Raw genomic sequence first — 15,243 nt, forward strand, 5'->3', positions numbered from 1 at the left:
TTACCATCTACCATCCAAGTTTTCCCGATACTTTTCGTCGGAAAACTATCGGCTTAAACCGTCAAAAACTCTTCCAAGTCCTTGAGGGAACGCTCTGCTATTGCCTCATAACGCTCCTTCTTATCGCGGATACGCGGTCCGTCCAGCTCCTTGATGATACCAAAGTTGACATTCATAGGCTGGAAGTGCTTGCTTTCGGTGTGGGTGATGTAAAATGGCAGAGCTCCGATGGCTGTGGTCTGTGGGAAGATGACTGGCTCTTCGCCATGGAAACGGCGAACAGCATTGATACCGGCTACTAAGCCAGAGGCGGCAGACTCGACATAGCCTTCTACTCCTGTCATTTGACCTGCAAAGAACAAATTTGGATTTTTCTTGGTCGCAAAGGTCTGTTCCAATAAGTTTGGCGAATCCATGTAGGAATTGCGGTGCATAACGCCGTAGCGGACAAACTCAGCATTTTCGAGTCCTGGAATCATCTGGAAGATCCGCTTCTGCTCGCCCCACTTAAGGTGAGTCTGGAAGCCAACAATATTGTAAAGGCTACCTGCTGCGTTATCCTGACGGAGCTGGACAACTGCGTAAGGTGTCTTGTATTCGCCATCACGTGGTCCCTTGTAATCTTCTGGATATTCCAGACCAACTGGCTTCATTGGGCCATAGAGCATGGTTTTGATACCACGTTTGGCCATGACTTCAATGGGCATACAGCCTTCAAAGTATTTTTCTTTTTCAAAGGAGTTAAGCGGTGCTTCCTCGGCTGAAATCAAGGCCTCATAGAAAGCGTTGAACTGCTCCTTGTTCATAGGGGCATTGAGATAGGCAGCCTCTCCCTTGTCGTAACGAGACTTAAGATAAACCAAGTCCATGTTAATGGTCGAGCTGTCGACAATCGGTGCTGCCGCATCGTAGAAGTAAAAACCGTCACCACCATTAAGCGCGTGAATCTTCTCCGCCAAGGCGTCAGACGTCAAAGGCCCCGTCGCAATGACTGTAATAGCATCTTCAGGAATTTCGGTAATCTCACCACGGATGACCTCAATCAGCGGGTGATTGTGAATCTCATCAGTAACCGCTTGAGAGAAATTCTCACGATCCATGGCCATGGCACCTCCAGCAGGAACACGGTGAGCCTCTCCAGCACGCATGATAATGGAATCCAAACGACGCATCTCTTCCTTAAGAAGGCCGACAGCGTTGGTCAAACTATCACCACGGAATGAATTGGAACAAACCAACTCCGCAAACTTGTCCGTCTTGTGCTGAGGAGTCGGCTTGACACCACGCATCTCGTAGAGTTTGACAGGAATGCCACGTTTGGCAATCTGATAAGCAGCTTCTGAGCCAGCCAAGCCAGCTCCTATAACATTAATGTGGGTTTGAGACATGAAACTAATACCTCTAGCCAGAATATCTGACTACTGTTTGGGAATACCCAAAAACAGAACCTTTCTAAATTTTATACCTATCTAGTATACCAGAAAATGGCTAGAAAGGACAAAACTACCTTCATTGAAATGAAAGTAGTTTCACCTTTTTACATAATATATTTTATGTATATCCTTTACTGTTCTATCGCTTATTTACAATAGCTCCGCTATATCTCCAACAACCTCAAAATTCCAACCAAGTCTCCTATAAGAGTCGATTTCTTCCTGACTATACGGGAAAGTATTCAGCAAAATGGAATCCATTCCCAATTCATGAGCAATAGCTATATCGGATGTCAAATCATTACCAACCATAACCGTTTCCTCAACATCAAGATTATTTTCCTCTAAAACCAGTTGAAGAAATGCTGGTTCAGGCTTCTTCATCTTAAAGTCAGAAGAGATATAAATTTTTTCCATCAAATCAGCACAACCTGTCTGTTCAATTTCTGCCTGAGTAAAAATTCGTTGAGCATTGGAGAGAATAAATAATCGCACTTCTCTGTCCTTTAATGTCTGTAGACTAGTTAGGGTATTTTCATAAGCCTCTAACTTTTCACGTGAAAGCACGCGGAAAATCGTGGCTACTACTTGTCCAAAAGTCTCTAAATCAGTCGGCTTATTGGTACTTTGGTTTTCATTTGGTGCATCCGTTAATAGACGAATGAAGATTGTTTCTAAATCAATTTCGACATACTGATAACTCACTGTTTCCGCGAGAGAGCTCTCTGCCTCTTCTACAAAACGATGATAGGCATTTTTCAACTGGCGCGGTCGATAGGAACAACCAAAAGCATTGTAAATCTGTGTTAGCTGATTCCAGACCTCTAGTTTATTCTCATCTGTACGAATATCAACCAATGTACCATAAAAATCGAAGATATAGTTTTTGTAACTTTTCATGTCTTTCTCCTAATCTTTAGACATCATTTTTTATATTATACCCCACAACGAAAACGTTTGCAACAATAGAACGAAAAAACCTACCACATTAAGTGATAGGTTTTTATTTTGATTGGAAACTCTATTATTTAAGAGTAACTGAAGCGCCTGCTTCTTCCAATTTAGCTTTGATTTCTTCAGCTTCTGCAGTTGCAACGCCTTCTTTAACCATAGCTGGTGCACCGTCAACAAGCTCTTTAGCTTCTTTAAGACCAAGACCAGTGATTTCACGTACAACTTTGATAACGCCAACTTTTTTGTCGCCAGCAGATGTCAATTCAACGTCGAATGAATCTTTAGCTTCTTCAGCAGCACCACCAGCTGCAGCAACAGCTACAGGAGCAGCCGCAGTTACACCAAATTCTTCTTCGATAGCTTTAACAAGGTCGTTAAGCTCAAGGATAGTAGCTTCTTTAATTTCAGCAATAATGTTTTCAATGTTCAATGCCATTGTGATTTTCCTCCAATTTAGGTTTTTAAATAGTTTGTAGCACTAAGCAGCTACGCTCTGACGCATTAAGCAGCGTCTTCTTTTTCTGCAACAGCTTTGACAGCGTATGCAACGTTGCGAACTGGCGCTTGAAGTACAGAAAGCAACATAGAAAGCATGCCTTCTCGGTTTGGCAATGTAGCAAGTGCTTCGATTTCTTCTTTAGAAGAAACTTTACCTTCTACAGCACCACCTTTGATTTCAAGAGCATCAGCAGTTTTCGCGAAATCGTAAATTGTTTTAGCTGGAGCAACTGCATCGTTTGAGAATGCAACTGCAGATGGACCTACAAACAATTCTGCAAGACCTTCAAGACCAGCTTGCTCAGCAGCACGACGCAAGATTGAGTTTTTGATAACTTTGTACTCAACTTCTGCACCACGCAAGTTACGACGAAGAACTGTATCTTGTTCTACTGTCAAACCACGAGCGTCTACAACAACGATAGATGTTGCAGCTTTCATTTGCTCAGCAACGGCATTTACTAATTCCGCTTTTTTAGCGATAATAGCTTCACTCATTTTTTTACCTCCGTTTTTATTTTGGGCTAGGCACAAAAAAATCGCACCTAAACCTAGACACGAAAGTACAAATACGTTTATCTCAATAATCGTTTTGTGCCTCGGTAGGATGTTTATGAGTCCAGCTCCCCTACTGTCTTAGGTCAGTTTTTTCAAACCTCAATTATCATAACACAGTATTTTCAATAATGCAAGACTTTTCTCCTATTTTTTTAATTTTTTAAACAATTTTTCAAACTGGTATTGCCGTTTAGTTCGTTTTAGTTGTAGAGGTCAGACTTGGAATGTGAAACACGAATTGCTGTGATTTGCTTCGCAAATCTTATCTCCAACCTTTTTACCTCGATTTTTTCATTTCTAAGCTCAGGCTGAAACAGTTCACTGAACAGTTTCACTCCACTGGCCTGTTAAACCCAATCAACCACTGCACTGAGAAGTGACTTTGGACTTTTTGACCAGCCTCATTTAAAGTTGAAAATAAGGAAACGAAGTTTCCTCGCTTGTCGAAGTAAGCTAAGATAAACTAACATGACTATAAAAAACAACTGCCATTCCCTTGAGAATAGCAGTTTAATCTTATTTAATCTTGTCTTCTTCGTAGTCACCATTTGGACAGACAACTTGTTTACCACCACCACGAACTTTTTTCTCGACAAGATAGTGGTCACATTTTGGACAGGCACGACCAACAGGTTTATCCCATGAGGTAAATTCACACTCTGGATAACGGTCACAACCATAGAAAAGTCGATTGCGTTTGCTCTTTCGTTCAATGACCTGGCCTTGTTGACACACGGGGCAAGTTACGCCGATCTCCTTGGTAATTTGCTTGGTATTGCGGCAATCGGGGAAATTACTACAAGCATAGAATTTTCCAAAACGACCTAGTTTAATGACCATTTCATGTCCACAAACATCACAGTCAAAGCCAGCTGGTTCATCCTTAATTTGGATTTTTTCCATCTGTTCTTCTGCCTTAGATAATTCTACCTTGAATGGCTGATAGAAACCATCAATGACCTTCTGCCACTGCTCTTTCCCGATTTCTACATCATCCAATTTTTGTTCCATATCGGCTGTAAATTTGACATTGACAATATCTGGGAAGAATTCAACAATCAGCTTATTAACGATTTCGCCGAGTTCAGTCGGTTCAAATCGCTTAGCAGCTAACTTAACATAGTAGCGTTTCTGAATGGTTTCAATGGTTGGTGCATAGGTTGACGGACGACCAACACCATTTTCTTCCAAAGTCTTAATCAAAGTAGCTTCAGAATAGCGAGCTGGTGGCTGCGTAAAATGTTGTTCAGGATTTGTTGATGTACGTACAACTGTATCACCTTGCTCCATATCTGGCAACATCTTATTCTTGTCAGAATCATTATAGACTGCCATGTAACCATCAAATTTAACTTGGCTACCATTGGCAGCAAAAATCACTCCATTTTGACCTAGACGAACACTCATGGTATCAAAGACCGCTGCAGCCATCTGACTTGCGACAAAACGATTCCAAATCAGTGTATATAGTCGCAACTGGTCCTTGTCCAGATATTTTGCAATTGATTCAGGTGTTAAGTTAACATTTGATGGACGAATGGCTTCGTGGGCATCTTGTGCACCACTGGCATTTTTTACTTTATTACCATGCTTTGAATAGGTAGCACCAAAACGCTCCGTGATAAAGTCAGCAGCTTGTGCTTGTGCAACAGGGCTAATACGTGTTGAATCCGTACGCATATAGGTAATCAAACCTTGGGTACCACCTGTGCCAAGACTGACACCCTCATAAAGTTGTTGGGCAACCATCATGGTTTTACGAGTACGGAAATTGATTTTATTAGCCGCATCCATCTGCATAGTAGAAGTTGTGTAAGGCAGAGGTGCATTTCGTTTGCGTTCCTTACGCTCAACCTGTTCTACTAAGAAATCATCCCCATCAAGTCGGGCGAGAATTTCTTTAACCTGCTCATTGTTTTCAATTTTAGTTTTCTTTCCATCTATACCGTAGAAAGAAGCCTGGAATTTCTTGCTCCCCTTTTTGAAGGTTGCATCAATTGTCCAATATTCTTCTGGTTTGAAATTGCTGATTTCATTTTCACGGTCGATTATTAATTTGAGAGCAACCGATTGAACACGTCCTGCTGACAGACCTTTTTTGACTTTCTTCCATAAAATAGGTGATATGGAGTACCCTACAATACGGTCTAAGACGCGACGAGCTTGCTGGGCATCTACCAAGTCATGATTGATAGCGCGCGGCTCCTGAAAAGCATTTTTTACTGCATCTTTTGTAATTTCATTAAAGACAACACGGTTTTTATCGTTTGCGTCCAATCCCAAAATGTGAGCCAAATGCCAAGAAATTGCTTCTCCTTCGCGGTCCGGGTCACTCGCGAGAAAGACTTGCTTAGCATTTTTTGCTTCTTTTTTCAAAGAATTGATGAGTGGTCCTTTTCCACGTATGTTGATGTACTCAGGTGCATAGTTGTTATCAAAGTCAATAGACATACTAGATTTCTTCAAATCTCGAATATGCCCGACTGAAGCAACGACCTTATAATTTTTACCAAGATATTTTTCGATTGTTTTTGCCTTAGCAGGTGACTCTACAATAACGAGATTTTTCTTGGTTGTTGTTTTTTTCTTACTAACTGTTTTTGTAGCCATTCTTATACCTTACAAATATTTTTAACCTCACAAAGAATATACTATTTTTCAGTCAGTGTCAAGATATTTATTTTCCTATAGGAAGACTTGTTTTAAAATTGATACTCAGAAATGATGTCCAATCCTGATGTAACGCACTTTGCTCCCTCTTGAATCAAATGATGACAACCATCTGATTTTCCGTCCATAATGGAACCTGGAATAGCATAGACTTCTCTTCCTTCTTCCAAGGCACGTTCACAAGTAATCAAGCTGCCAGACCGCATTTTTGCCTCGCAGACTACCAATCCTTCCACCAAACCAGCTATAATGCGATTGCGTTCTGGAAAATGGTATTTGAGTGGCTGAGCACCAGCTTCATACTCTGTCAGCACCAAATGGTGTTTTCCAATATAGGTCTGCAAATCTTTATTTTCTTTTGGATAAATATTATCTAAACCTGTTCCGATTACAGCAATGGTTTGGCCTCCATTTTTCAAACTGGCGATGTGGGCAGCTGTATCAATTCCTCTTGCCAAACCACTAACAATGACAAAACGATTGCTCAATTCCTTGATAATTTTCTGAACAGATTGGATACCATTTTTACTGGCATTTCGTGTACCAACAACTGCCAGCTTTAATTTTTCTAGCAATTCTAAATCCCCTTGATAAAACAAAAGTACAGGTGGATTGTAAATCTGTTTGAGCGCCAAAGGATAGATGTCATCTAAAATTGAAAATGATGGATACTTATTAAATTCCTCGCGACAGGCTTTTGTATCTAGATTCTTATAATTTTCCATAAATAGCACTGGATTTTTACATTCAGACACTACAGCGACATTTCGCAAGGTCAATTTTTTACCGTGTTTTTCTTGATAGGCCAAAACTTTATTCACATTAAGATTGGTCAAACCTGCTTTTTTCCATTTAAACAATTCAAAATTATTCATTTTCTTCACCTCATCTAGTCTATTCGCAAGGCAAAGAAAAAATTCTCCCGAAGAAGAATTATTTTTTAGGTATTTCTTTGATAACACGCGCAGGATTGCCAGCCAAAACGACATTATCACCAAAAGACTTGGTCACAACGGAACCAGCACCAACAACAACATTGTTGCCCAAGGTCACGCCAGGTAAGATTGTCACACCACCACCAGCCCAGAAATTATCACCAATGGTAATAGGAGAGCCATATTCCAAACCAGAATTTCGTTCATCAGGATCTAGTGGATGAAGTGGAGTTAGCAACTGTACATTGGGACCAAGCATGGCATTTTTGCCAATGGTAATGGGACAGACATCCAACATGGTACAGTTGAAATTAGCGTAAAAATCCTCACCAACATGAATATTGCTATCGTAGTCACAGTAGAAATTGGGCTCCATATAGATGCGTTGGCCTGTAGTTCCAAACCAGCTTTTCAATCGCTCAGAGCGGGCTTTTCCATCTAGTTCTTCGTTAAATTTTTTCATCTGTTGGCGGGCAAAGGTTCGCATCTTTCTCAATTCAGCATCTGCTGCCATATAAAATTGCCCAGCTATCATCTTTTCTTTTTCTGTCGACATACCCCTACTCCTATTTTTTTATGATTAAATTGATAGCTTGAGCAAGACGAGCTTCTTGTTCTTCAGGGTTTTCAGATGGATGAGTGATACAATCTTGTACCTTCTGAGCAATAACCATTCCCATCATACTATTAATGCTGGAACGAACAGCACTCAACTGAGTTACAATATCAATACATTCCTGATCTTCTTCAATCATTTTCTGAATGCCTCTGAGCTGACCTTCGGCCCGTTTCAAACGGTTTATCATCTTTTTCTTATCAGTATTCATACCCTATATGGTACTGCTTGAAGTGAAAAATGTCAATTTTTTACCTTGACATCTTTCGAATTCCTTGATATATTTTAGATACCCCGTAGGGTATAAAGGAGTAACAATGTTTAAACAATTATTTTCAGGAATGTTTTCAAACTCAGATAGTCTTCCGATAACTGATGTAGAACAAGCGATACAATCATCGAATGCTATTTTGCTTGATGTTCGCGAAGTCGACGAATTTGCTAGTGGACATATTCCACAAGCTATCAACCAGCCCTTAAGTCAACTTGACCAATTTAAAGGCGACAAAACCAAGAACTATCTTGTCATCTGTCAATCTGGCATGCGTAGCCAACGGGCGACAGAATATCTTAAATCTCAAGGCTATCAAGCAATCAACGTTAAAGGCGGTATGAATGCCTGGACAGGAGGAATAGCATGAAAATAATTATTGTAGGTGGTGTCGCTGGCGGTATGTCAGCAGCTACTCGTCTCCGTCGTTTGATGGAAAATGCTGAAATCATCGTTTTTGAGAAAGGACCTTATGTTTCCTTTGCCAACTGCGGTTTACCTTATTACATTTCTGGAGAAATAGCAGAGCATGACAGTTTATTGCTTCAAACGCCAGAAAGTTTGAAACAACGCTTTAATCTAGATGTCCGCCCCTTCCATGAAGTCATTAGTATCGATGCTGAGCAGCAAACTGTAACAGTCAAAACGCCTACTGGTGAGTTGATTGAAAGCTACGACAAACTAATCTTATCACCCGGCGCCAAGCCTGTCATTCCAAATCTATCTGGTATTGAAGAAGCAAACAATCTCTTTACTCTTCGGAACGTACCTGATTTGGACAAGATTATGATTAAACTAGACCAGATCAAGTCTGGTCATGTTGTGGTAATTGGTGCAGGTTTTATCGGTCTGGAAATGGCGGAAAACTTAGCTTTAAAAGGCTGGAAGGTCATGCTTGTCGAACAAGCTCCCCATGTTTTACCTACTTTTGACTTAGAAATGGCACGATATGTGGAAGCAGAGCTAACCAATAAAGGTGTCGAGGTTATCACTGGGCAGTCTGTTACTGCTTTTCATGAAAAAGGACAGGTTCTAGAATTGTCTAACGGACAAACCTTGTCATCTGATGTGACCATTCTCTCAGTCGGAGTTGCTCCCGACAGTCAACTAGCCAAAGATGCTGGAGTTGAGTTAGGTCTCCGTGGTGGTATTCTCGTAGACCAAAACTACCAAACTAGTCAGAAGAATATTTATGCTGTTGGTGATGCTATTGTTGTTAAACAAGAAATTACAGGTCAAGATGCCTTGATTTCACTGGCTTCTCCTGCTAACCGTCAGGGAAGACAGGTAGCTGATGTCATTGCTGGACTTGATAGAAAAAACAAAGGATCTATTGGAACAGCTATCGTAAAAGTCTTTGACCTAGCTGCCGCTTCAACTGGTTTAAGCGAACGTGCTGTTCAATCACTCGGCTATAAACATGCCGTCGTTCATACAACTGGAAAAGACCATGCAGGTTATTATCCTGGTGCGACTGATATTGTTTTAAAACTCATTTTCTCACCGACTGATGGAAAAATTTTCGGAGCGCAAGCCGTCGGTCAAAAAGGTATTGATAAGCGGATTGATGTCCTTGCCACTGCTATCAAGGCTGGACTGACAATTTTTGATTTACCAGAGCTAGAATTGACTTACGCTCCGCCATTTGGCTCTGCCAAAGACCCTGTCAATATGATTGGCTACGCTGCTATGAACATCGCAGAAGGGATTAGCCAAAACATCCAGTGGTATCAACTAGACGACGAGTTAGCTACTGGTAAAGTTCTATTAGATGTCCGCAATCCTGGTGAGGTCGCAAATGGGCAATTCAGAGAATTCATTCACATTCCTTTGGACCAACTCCGTGAGCGAATTGGAGAACTGGATGCTTCAAAAGAATACATTGTCAGCTGCCATAGTGGACTGCGTTCTTATATTGCCGAACGTATCTTAAAAGAAAATGGTTTTATAGTTAAAAACCTAGATGGAGCCTATTCACTTTATAAGATGACATTGCCTAAAAATATTATCCAACCATAAGCAACTAACCTTCTGTGATTTTGGGTCCAGAAGGTTTTTTCTTGACATTAAATATTGTATATCGTACAATCTAGTTATCATTACTAGATAAAAGAGAGTAGATAATCATGAAACAGACCATTCCCTACTGGCATGAATTACCTGATTTAGATTTGTATTTGGACCAAGTTCTGCTGTATGTTAATCAAGTAGTCAATTCTCAGGAAAGCCTTGAACAGAAGAGTTTATACTCAATGAAAATCAACAGTAGCCTAGGAAACGAAGCTGATGATAGAACTGGGGTTCATCAAGGCAAGTTGATAACGGATAATGTTGATTTTCGAAGAGTATTGACTGCTGCTATGATTAACAATTATGTCAAGCACAAGCAACTTGAAAAACCGGTAAAGAAAAAATACCAGAAACAGCAAGTTGCCCGCTTGATTGCCTTGACTATCTTAAAAAATGTCTTTTCGATTCAAGAAATCAGTCAGACCTTAAATCTTCTTCTCCAATCGAGTCATTCAGAAACACTCTACAATCATTTTGTTGACTGCATGCGAAACGAGGAAAATGAAGAAACCCCTGACATCATTCGCTACGCTTGTCAATCTGTCAAACTTTACTACAAAACCCGTCAACTCACTATGGAGTTAGAAAGGAGTCACCATGAATCCTAGTTTGAAATTGAGCCTGCAACTATCCTTTGGAGAGGAGGTTGCTAACAGTGTCACACATGCAGTCGGAGCCCTGCTTATGTTGGTCTTGCTCCCCGTTACTGCTATTCATTCCTATCAAGATTATAACCTGACCGCTGTGATTGGTATGTCCATCTTTGTCATCAGCCTATTTCTCATGTTCCTATCCTCTTCCATCTACCACTCCATGCCCTATGCTTCTACTCACAAATACATCCTGAGGATTATTGACCATAGCATGATTTACATTGCCATCGCTGGAAGCTACACACCTGTTGCCCTTTCCTTGGTCGGTGGTTGGCTAGGTTATCTGATTGTAGGTTTACAATGGGGATTAACTATTTTTGGTATTCTCTACAAAATATTTGCCAAAAAAATCAATGAAAAATTCAGCCTTTTCCTCTATCTCTTTATGGGCTGGTTGGTGGTCTTTATCCTGCCAGCCATTCTGCAAAAGACTGGAATGGCATTTGGCATTCTCATGCTGGCTGGTGGATTATCTTATACTATTGGAGCCCTCTTCTATGCCAAGAAAAAGCCCTACTTCCACATGATTTGGCATCTCTTTATCCTACTGGCTTCGGCACTTCAGTATATCGCCATTGTCTACTTTATGTTATAAGAAAACAGCTTCTAGTCACCTAGAGGCTGTTTTTAATGCATTAAACTGATGATCACTCCAATCAAGTAAAGGGCTGACACGATGCTCAAAAAGACCAAATGCGCCTTTCGGCTCATGACTACATAGCCTACAAATTCCCGAATGAAGGCATTAAGGCTAAAGTAAAATTTGGTTTTTGCGCCGTAGCCGATACATTTGATTCTCAATTGTCGTGCCAATAGCAGAGCTCTGAAAACGTGATAGTAATTGGTTACAAGTGCAAATCGACTGCCAGGTTTCATCAGGGCATAGGAAAATTTCAAATTTTCTTCTGTGTTGGTTGATTGGTTTTCGATGAGAATGTCTTCAGCAGGCACTCCTTTCTCCAAGGCATAATTTGCCATTGCCTGTCCTTCTGCTATGAGTTCATCAGGACCTTGTCCGCCTGACATGATGAGCTTGCTGCCAGGCTGTTTCTGGTAGATCGCTATGCCTTTTTCAATCCGCGAAGCCAAAAGTGGCGTTACCTTGTCACCAATCAGACCTGCTCCCAAGACCACTACATAATCAAGCTTGCCTGGGAAAAAATTGACCAAATTGACAAAGCTAGACATGGTATAGAGCATGCTGATGATAATGGCATAGGACACAAAAAAACCAACGTACACAAACACCATATTGAAAAAGCTGATGGCTGATAGAGATTGAACCACAAAGGGAGCGATGAAGAGATAGAAAGTCAAGGCTACCGCCAGTCCCATGGATAGGAAATTATGGAAGCGAACCCCTTCTCTCTTCAAAATTTGAAAACCATTTAGATAAAGTGTGAAAAGCAAGACAAATGGACCACTTAACAAGGCTAAAAAGAGCACCATAGCCACTGCTATAGCCAGCAAGCGCAAGATTTCATTGTATTCGAGAATGCCTGTTGAGATAATCCATGCTAAAGCCCAGACGAGGATGTTCAAAGCAAACAGTGAGATAAAAATCGACCGCCGCTCCCAGAAATAGACAAGAGCAAACAGACCGATAGCCGCTAAAAATAACCAGAAAAAGACTGTCAAGACTAGTTTCCCCCTGCTACCATAGACTTAATGGGCTCAAAGGTCTTACGGTGAATGGGCGTGATGCCTAACTTGTTCAAGCCTTCCAAGTGCTCTGTCGTTCCATAGCCAGCATTCTTGGCGAAGCCGTAGCCTGAGAACTCCTTGTCATAGTCCGCCATCATCTTATCCCGCGTCACCTTGGCTACAATAGAGGCCGCTGCGATAGATAGGCTATTGGCATCTCCCTTGATGATGGAAGTTTGTGGTATGGGCGTATCCAACTTCATGGCGTCTATGAGCAAGTGGTCAGGTTTCTGGCTTAATTTCCCCAAAGCCTCCAGCATGGCTAACTTGGTTGCCTCATAGATGTTGACCTCGTCGATGAGAGCTGCATCTTTTATTCCCACACCGACTGCCACCGCTCGCTCCATAACCTCTTGGTAGATTGCTTCATGCTTGGACTTGGGGATTTTCTTGGAGTCGTTGAGGTAGCGGATTTTGCACCCTTTAGGCAAGATAACCGCCGCTGCCACCACAGGACCTGCTAGAGGTCCCCGGCCGACTTCGTCGATACCAGCGATGAACTCCACCCCATTTTCATAAAGGGATTTTTCGTAGAATAGCATAGCTTCTAAGCGGGCATCTTCTACCGCTTCTTTTTCCAGCTCCTTACGGCGTTTCTTGATAGCAGCCTGGACCCCTGCTCGCTCATCCTGAGCCAGTTGGTCCCAGACTGGACTGTCCAGACTGTCTACCTGGGCCAGCAGAGCTGTCACTTCCTTAATCGTTGCCATCTAAGTCACTCACCCTGTCTAATGTATAAGTACCCAAGCGACCGTCCCGAACGTCCTTGACAAAGAGGTTGTAAAAACGGTCATAATCATCACGAAAGCCCAATTTCTTGGTCCAGTCCATGATGAGTTCAGGTGTTTCCTGCTCCAAATCCATCCCCTTAAATCGCTCTTGTAGACGTTCTGGGTAGTTGGCTTTGAAGTAGTCCAAACCAAAAATAGTCACTTCATCCATAGGCAAGAGCTGATCCTTAATGGCTCCTGTCAGAGCCAACTTAAGTCCAACTTCCTGGTCCTCAAATTTAGGCCAGAGTATCCCAGGTGTATCAAGGATTTCAAGGTCCTTGTTGGATTTGAGCCACTGTTGGCCCTTCGTCACACCTGGTTTGTTGCCAACAACGGCGATTTTCTTACCAGCCAGACGGTTCATGAGGGTGGATTTTCCAGCGTTTGGAATACCGATGATCATGGTCCGCAAGGTTTCTTTTTGAATACCTCTCTCGCGGAGGCGTTCAATCTTGTCTTTCATCAGACCCTTGGCTGCGTCGGTCACCTTTTTCACCGTCGCTTGCTCTTTTGAGTTGATGGCAAGGGTACGGATGCCTTGACCTTCAAAGTAGCTCTGCCATTCTTTGGTACGAACAGGGTCTGCTAAGTCGACCTTGTTGAGAATCATGAGCTTGGGCTTGTCTCCGACAATCTTGGTCAACATGGGGTTTTGGCTGGATAGGGGCAGACGGGCATCGACCAAAATGGTCACGAAATCAACGTGCTTGATGTTCTCCTGCACCTGCCTGCGAGCTTTTGACATGTGGCCCGGAAACCATTGAATAATTGCCATGGGGTCCTCCTAAATATGATTCATTGAAAAAAGCCGTAAAAACGGCTTGTTTTTTTATTATTATAGCAGAAAATCAATATTTTGTCTTACTTGTTCCTCTTAAATTCTCTCCCGTAACTTTTCGACAAAGAGATAGGCTGCGGGACAAATCAGAGTATTTTTTATTGTTAAATTGTTGATTTGATAAATCTTCTTGCGGTCAGTATGTGGAAATTCTCGACAGGCTTTGGGACGAGCATCATAGATACTACATAGATTATCGCCTCCAAGGAAGGGACAGGGCATGGATTGAAATACCTTATCTCCGTCCTCATCCATACGCAAATACATATCCTCAAAAACTGGAAGTTTCATGCGCAAATGCTTGGCAATTCGGGTAATATCTGCTTCTGTAAAGAGTGGTCCCAATGTTTTACAACAGTTGGCACACTCTGTACAGTCGATTTCAGAAAATACTTCGGCATGAATATCTTGAACAATTCTATCCAAATTTTTAGGTGTTTTCTTCTTCAAATTTGCTAGAAATTTTCGATGTTCTCCTTGCTTCTGCTGGGCCAATTGCTTGTATCTTTCAATGTCGACGGTCATAATCTCTCCTTTTCGTCCACTATTATACCACAAACGAATGGTTAAGCTCTGCTAATTTTCAAAACCTTCTTCAGAAAAAATCCTGCAGGAAACTTCTGCTACAGGTAGACCAATAATGGTGTGAATATCCCCAGAAATACCTGCTACAAAGCGTGGATCCAGCTCCTGAATACCATAGGCACCTGCCTTGTCGAGTGGCTGCTTTTCACGGATATATGATTGAATAACCTCTTCAAGGGCTGGATAATAGTCGACAAAATCAATCTGTGCAACCGTATAAAAAACATCCAGTGAGTGTCTTGTCCGTAGGCAGACAGATGTAACAACGTGATGACTCTTTCCAAAATAGGAACGTAACATGGTTTCAGCTTCTGTCAAATCTTGAGGCTTGTTAAAAATTTGCCCATCTGACACTACGATTGTATCCGCAGAAATGTAGAGATGACCAGTTACCAAATCCATGTCCGATTTGGCTTTGGAAATTTCACAACAGGTTTTTGCAGCTCGAGTGAGAAAATCATCTGTAGCGAATTGTTTCATAAAATGTTCTTCGATACCACGCTCATCCACTTCAACTGATGCGATTTGTGGTTGTAAAAATCCCAATAATTGTTTACGACGTGGGGAGTTGCTAAGCAGAACGTAAGAACTAATCTGCTCACAATCCCCCTCTTTTTGATATTGAAATACAGTTTGCATGTTTCCTCCAGTCAAAAACAGAGTCCGAAGACCCTGTTTTCAGATG

General features: G+C 41.7%; 17 protein-coding genes and 1 other annotated feature. Of the genes, 4 read left to right on the forward strand and 13 right to left on the reverse strand.

Features of this window, described 5'->3' with window-relative positions:
* Nucleotides 1-53: 53 nt before the first annotated feature.
* From trmFO to YYK_RS04260, 8 genes are all read right to left on the reverse strand, one after another.
* Nucleotides 54-1,388: a methylenetetrahydrofolate--tRNA-(uracil(54)-C(5))-methyltransferase (FADH(2)-oxidizing) TrmFO gene (gene trmFO, locus YYK_RS04225; protein ID WP_011922419.1), complete on the reverse strand. Its 1,335-nt coding sequence runs from the start codon at nucleotides 1,386-1,388 to the stop codon at nucleotides 54-56.
* A 195-nt stretch (nucleotides 1,389-1,583) separates the two neighbouring features.
* Nucleotides 1,584-2,333 carry an HAD family hydrolase gene (locus YYK_RS04230; RefSeq protein WP_011922420.1) on the reverse strand — a complete coding sequence of 250 codons (750 nt, stop codon included), beginning with the start codon at nucleotides 2,331-2,333 and terminating at the stop codon, nucleotides 1,584-1,586.
* Between the two features lie 124 nt (nucleotides 2,334-2,457).
* Nucleotides 2,458-2,823, reverse strand: a complete 366-nt coding sequence (gene rplL / locus YYK_RS04235) for a 50S ribosomal protein L7/L12 (protein ID WP_002936483.1) — start codon at nucleotides 2,821-2,823, stop codon at nucleotides 2,458-2,460.
* A 65-nt stretch (nucleotides 2,824-2,888) separates the two neighbouring features.
* Nucleotides 2,889-3,383, reverse strand: a complete 495-nt coding sequence (rplJ, locus tag YYK_RS04240; RefSeq protein WP_002936486.1) for a 50S ribosomal protein L10 — start codon at nucleotides 3,381-3,383, stop codon at nucleotides 2,889-2,891.
* A gap of 26 nt (nucleotides 3,384-3,409) precedes the next feature.
* Nucleotides 3,410-3,544: a sequence feature (ribosomal protein L10 leader region), on the reverse strand.
* 415 nt (nucleotides 3,545-3,959) lie between these two features.
* Nucleotides 3,960-6,053, reverse strand: coding sequence for a type I DNA topoisomerase (gene topA / locus YYK_RS04245; RefSeq protein WP_012775596.1), 2,094 nt, complete (start codon nucleotides 6,051-6,053; stop codon nucleotides 3,960-3,962).
* A gap of 92 nt (nucleotides 6,054-6,145) precedes the next feature.
* Entirely contained in the window at nucleotides 6,146-6,988 is an 843-nt protein-coding gene (gene dprA / locus YYK_RS04250) for a DNA-processing protein DprA (protein WP_012775129.1), read from the reverse strand.
* A 58-nt stretch (nucleotides 6,989-7,046) separates the two neighbouring features.
* The gene (locus YYK_RS04255) at nucleotides 7,047-7,604 is read right to left on the reverse strand and encodes a sugar O-acetyltransferase (protein ID WP_014917244.1); all 558 of its coding nucleotides are present in this window, start codon (nucleotides 7,602-7,604) and stop codon (nucleotides 7,047-7,049) included.
* A 10-nt stretch (nucleotides 7,605-7,614) separates the two neighbouring features.
* Complete coding sequence (locus YYK_RS04260) at nucleotides 7,615-7,875, reverse strand: metal-sensitive transcriptional regulator (protein ID WP_009909865.1); 261 nt, start codon at nucleotides 7,873-7,875, stop codon at nucleotides 7,615-7,617.
* A 106-nt stretch (nucleotides 7,876-7,981) separates the two neighbouring features.
* Here YYK_RS04260 and YYK_RS04265 point away from each other — a divergent pair, with 106 nt between their 5' ends.
* The 4 genes from YYK_RS04265 to trhA all read left to right on the forward strand — a co-directional run bounded on the left by YYK_RS04265 (nucleotide 7,982) and on the right by trhA (nucleotide 11,253).
* Nucleotides 7,982-8,305: a rhodanese-like domain-containing protein gene (locus tag YYK_RS04265; RefSeq protein ID WP_012775130.1), complete on the forward strand. Its 324-nt coding sequence runs from the start codon at nucleotides 7,982-7,984 to the stop codon at nucleotides 8,303-8,305.
* Complete coding sequence (locus tag YYK_RS04270; protein ID WP_012775595.1) at nucleotides 8,302-9,954, forward strand: FAD-dependent oxidoreductase; 1,653 nt, start codon at nucleotides 8,302-8,304, stop codon at nucleotides 9,952-9,954. The genes YYK_RS04265 and YYK_RS04270 overlap by 4 nt, the downstream gene beginning before the upstream one ends.
* Nucleotides 9,955-10,061: 107 nt before the next feature.
* Nucleotides 10,062-10,613 carry a DUF1836 domain-containing protein gene (locus YYK_RS04275; protein ID WP_011922482.1) on the forward strand — a complete coding sequence of 184 codons (552 nt, stop codon included), beginning with the start codon at nucleotides 10,062-10,064 and terminating at the stop codon, nucleotides 10,611-10,613.
* On the forward strand, nucleotides 10,603-11,253 hold the full coding sequence (gene trhA / locus YYK_RS04280; protein ID WP_002936498.1) for a PAQR family membrane homeostasis protein TrhA: 651 nt from the start codon (nucleotides 10,603-10,605) through the stop codon (nucleotides 11,251-11,253). Before YYK_RS04275 ends, trhA begins: the two co-directional genes overlap by 11 nt.
* A 32-nt stretch (nucleotides 11,254-11,285) precedes the next feature.
* Here the strand turns inward: trhA and YYK_RS04285 are convergent, their stop codons facing one another.
* The 5 genes from YYK_RS04285 to YYK_RS04305 form a co-directional block, all read right to left on the reverse strand.
* Nucleotides 11,286-12,296, reverse strand: a complete 1,011-nt coding sequence (locus YYK_RS04285) for a YdcF family protein (protein WP_011922483.1) — start codon at nucleotides 12,294-12,296, stop codon at nucleotides 11,286-11,288.
* Nucleotides 12,297-12,298: 2 nt separating this feature from the next.
* Complete coding sequence (locus tag YYK_RS04290; RefSeq protein ID WP_011922484.1) at nucleotides 12,299-13,072, reverse strand: ribonuclease HII; 774 nt, start codon at nucleotides 13,070-13,072, stop codon at nucleotides 12,299-12,301.
* The gene (ylqF, locus tag YYK_RS04295) at nucleotides 13,059-13,910 is read right to left on the reverse strand and encodes a ribosome biogenesis GTPase YlqF (protein WP_011922485.1); all 852 of its coding nucleotides are present in this window, start codon (nucleotides 13,908-13,910) and stop codon (nucleotides 13,059-13,061) included. Before ylqF ends, YYK_RS04290 begins: the two co-directional genes overlap by 14 nt.
* A gap of 99 nt (nucleotides 13,911-14,009) precedes the next feature.
* On the reverse strand, nucleotides 14,010-14,498 hold the full coding sequence (locus YYK_RS04300; RefSeq protein WP_012775131.1) for a YkgJ family cysteine cluster protein: 489 nt from the start codon (nucleotides 14,496-14,498) through the stop codon (nucleotides 14,010-14,012).
* A gap of 51 nt (nucleotides 14,499-14,549) precedes the next feature.
* On the reverse strand, nucleotides 14,550-15,197 hold the full coding sequence (locus YYK_RS04305) for a Maf family protein (RefSeq protein WP_012775132.1): 648 nt from the start codon (nucleotides 15,195-15,197) through the stop codon (nucleotides 14,550-14,552).
* Nucleotides 15,198-15,243 lie beyond the last annotated feature (46 nt).

Source organism: Streptococcus suis S735, from assembly GCF_000294495.1.
GTDB classification, from domain to species: Bacteria; Bacillota; Bacilli; order Lactobacillales; family Streptococcaceae; genus Streptococcus; species Streptococcus suis.

What these genes read in the sequence shown, in the direction of transcription:
- trmFO (WP_011922419.1), bottom strand. Translation starts at nt 1,388, where the DNA reads ATGTCTCAAACCCACATTAATGTTATAGGAGCTGGCTTGGCTGGCTCA.
- YYK_RS04230 (WP_011922420.1), bottom strand. Translation starts at nt 2,333, where the DNA reads ATGAAAAGTTACAAAAACTATATCTTCGATTTTTATGGTACATTGGTT.
- rplL (WP_002936483.1), bottom strand. Translation starts at nt 2,823, where the DNA reads ATGGCATTGAACATTGAAAACATTATTGCTGAAATTAAAGAAGCTACT.
- rplJ (WP_002936486.1), bottom strand. Translation starts at nt 3,383, where the DNA reads ATGAGTGAAGCTATTATCGCTAAAAAAGCGGAATTAGTAAATGCCGTT.
- topA (WP_012775596.1), bottom strand. Translation starts at nt 6,053, where the DNA reads ATGGCTACAAAAACAGTTAGTAAGAAAAAAACAACAACCAAGAAAAAT.
- dprA (WP_012775129.1), bottom strand. Translation starts at nt 6,988, where the DNA reads ATGAATAATTTTGAATTGTTTAAATGGAAAAAAGCAGGTTTGACCAAT.
- YYK_RS04255 (WP_014917244.1), bottom strand. Translation starts at nt 7,604, where the DNA reads ATGTCGACAGAAAAAGAAAAGATGATAGCTGGGCAATTTTATATGGCA.
- YYK_RS04260 (WP_009909865.1), bottom strand. Translation starts at nt 7,875, where the DNA reads ATGAATACTGATAAGAAAAAGATGATAAACCGTTTGAAACGGGCCGAA.
- YYK_RS04265 (WP_012775130.1), top strand. Translation starts at nt 7,982, where the DNA reads ATGTTTAAACAATTATTTTCAGGAATGTTTTCAAACTCAGATAGTCTT.
- YYK_RS04270 (WP_012775595.1), top strand. Translation starts at nt 8,302, where the DNA reads ATGAAAATAATTATTGTAGGTGGTGTCGCTGGCGGTATGTCAGCAGCT.
- YYK_RS04275 (WP_011922482.1), top strand. Translation starts at nt 10,062, where the DNA reads ATGAAACAGACCATTCCCTACTGGCATGAATTACCTGATTTAGATTTG.
- trhA (WP_002936498.1), top strand. Translation starts at nt 10,603, where the DNA reads ATGAATCCTAGTTTGAAATTGAGCCTGCAACTATCCTTTGGAGAGGAG.
- YYK_RS04290 (WP_011922484.1), bottom strand. Translation starts at nt 13,072, where the DNA reads ATGGCAACGATTAAGGAAGTGACAGCTCTGCTGGCCCAGGTAGACAGT.
- ylqF (WP_011922485.1), bottom strand. Translation starts at nt 13,910, where the DNA reads ATGGCAATTATTCAATGGTTTCCGGGCCACATGTCAAAAGCTCGCAGG.
- YYK_RS04300 (WP_012775131.1), bottom strand. Translation starts at nt 14,498, where the DNA reads ATGACCGTCGACATTGAAAGATACAAGCAATTGGCCCAGCAGAAGCAA.
- YYK_RS04305 (WP_012775132.1), bottom strand. Translation starts at nt 15,197, where the DNA reads ATGCAAACTGTATTTCAATATCAAAAAGAGGGGGATTGTGAGCAGATT.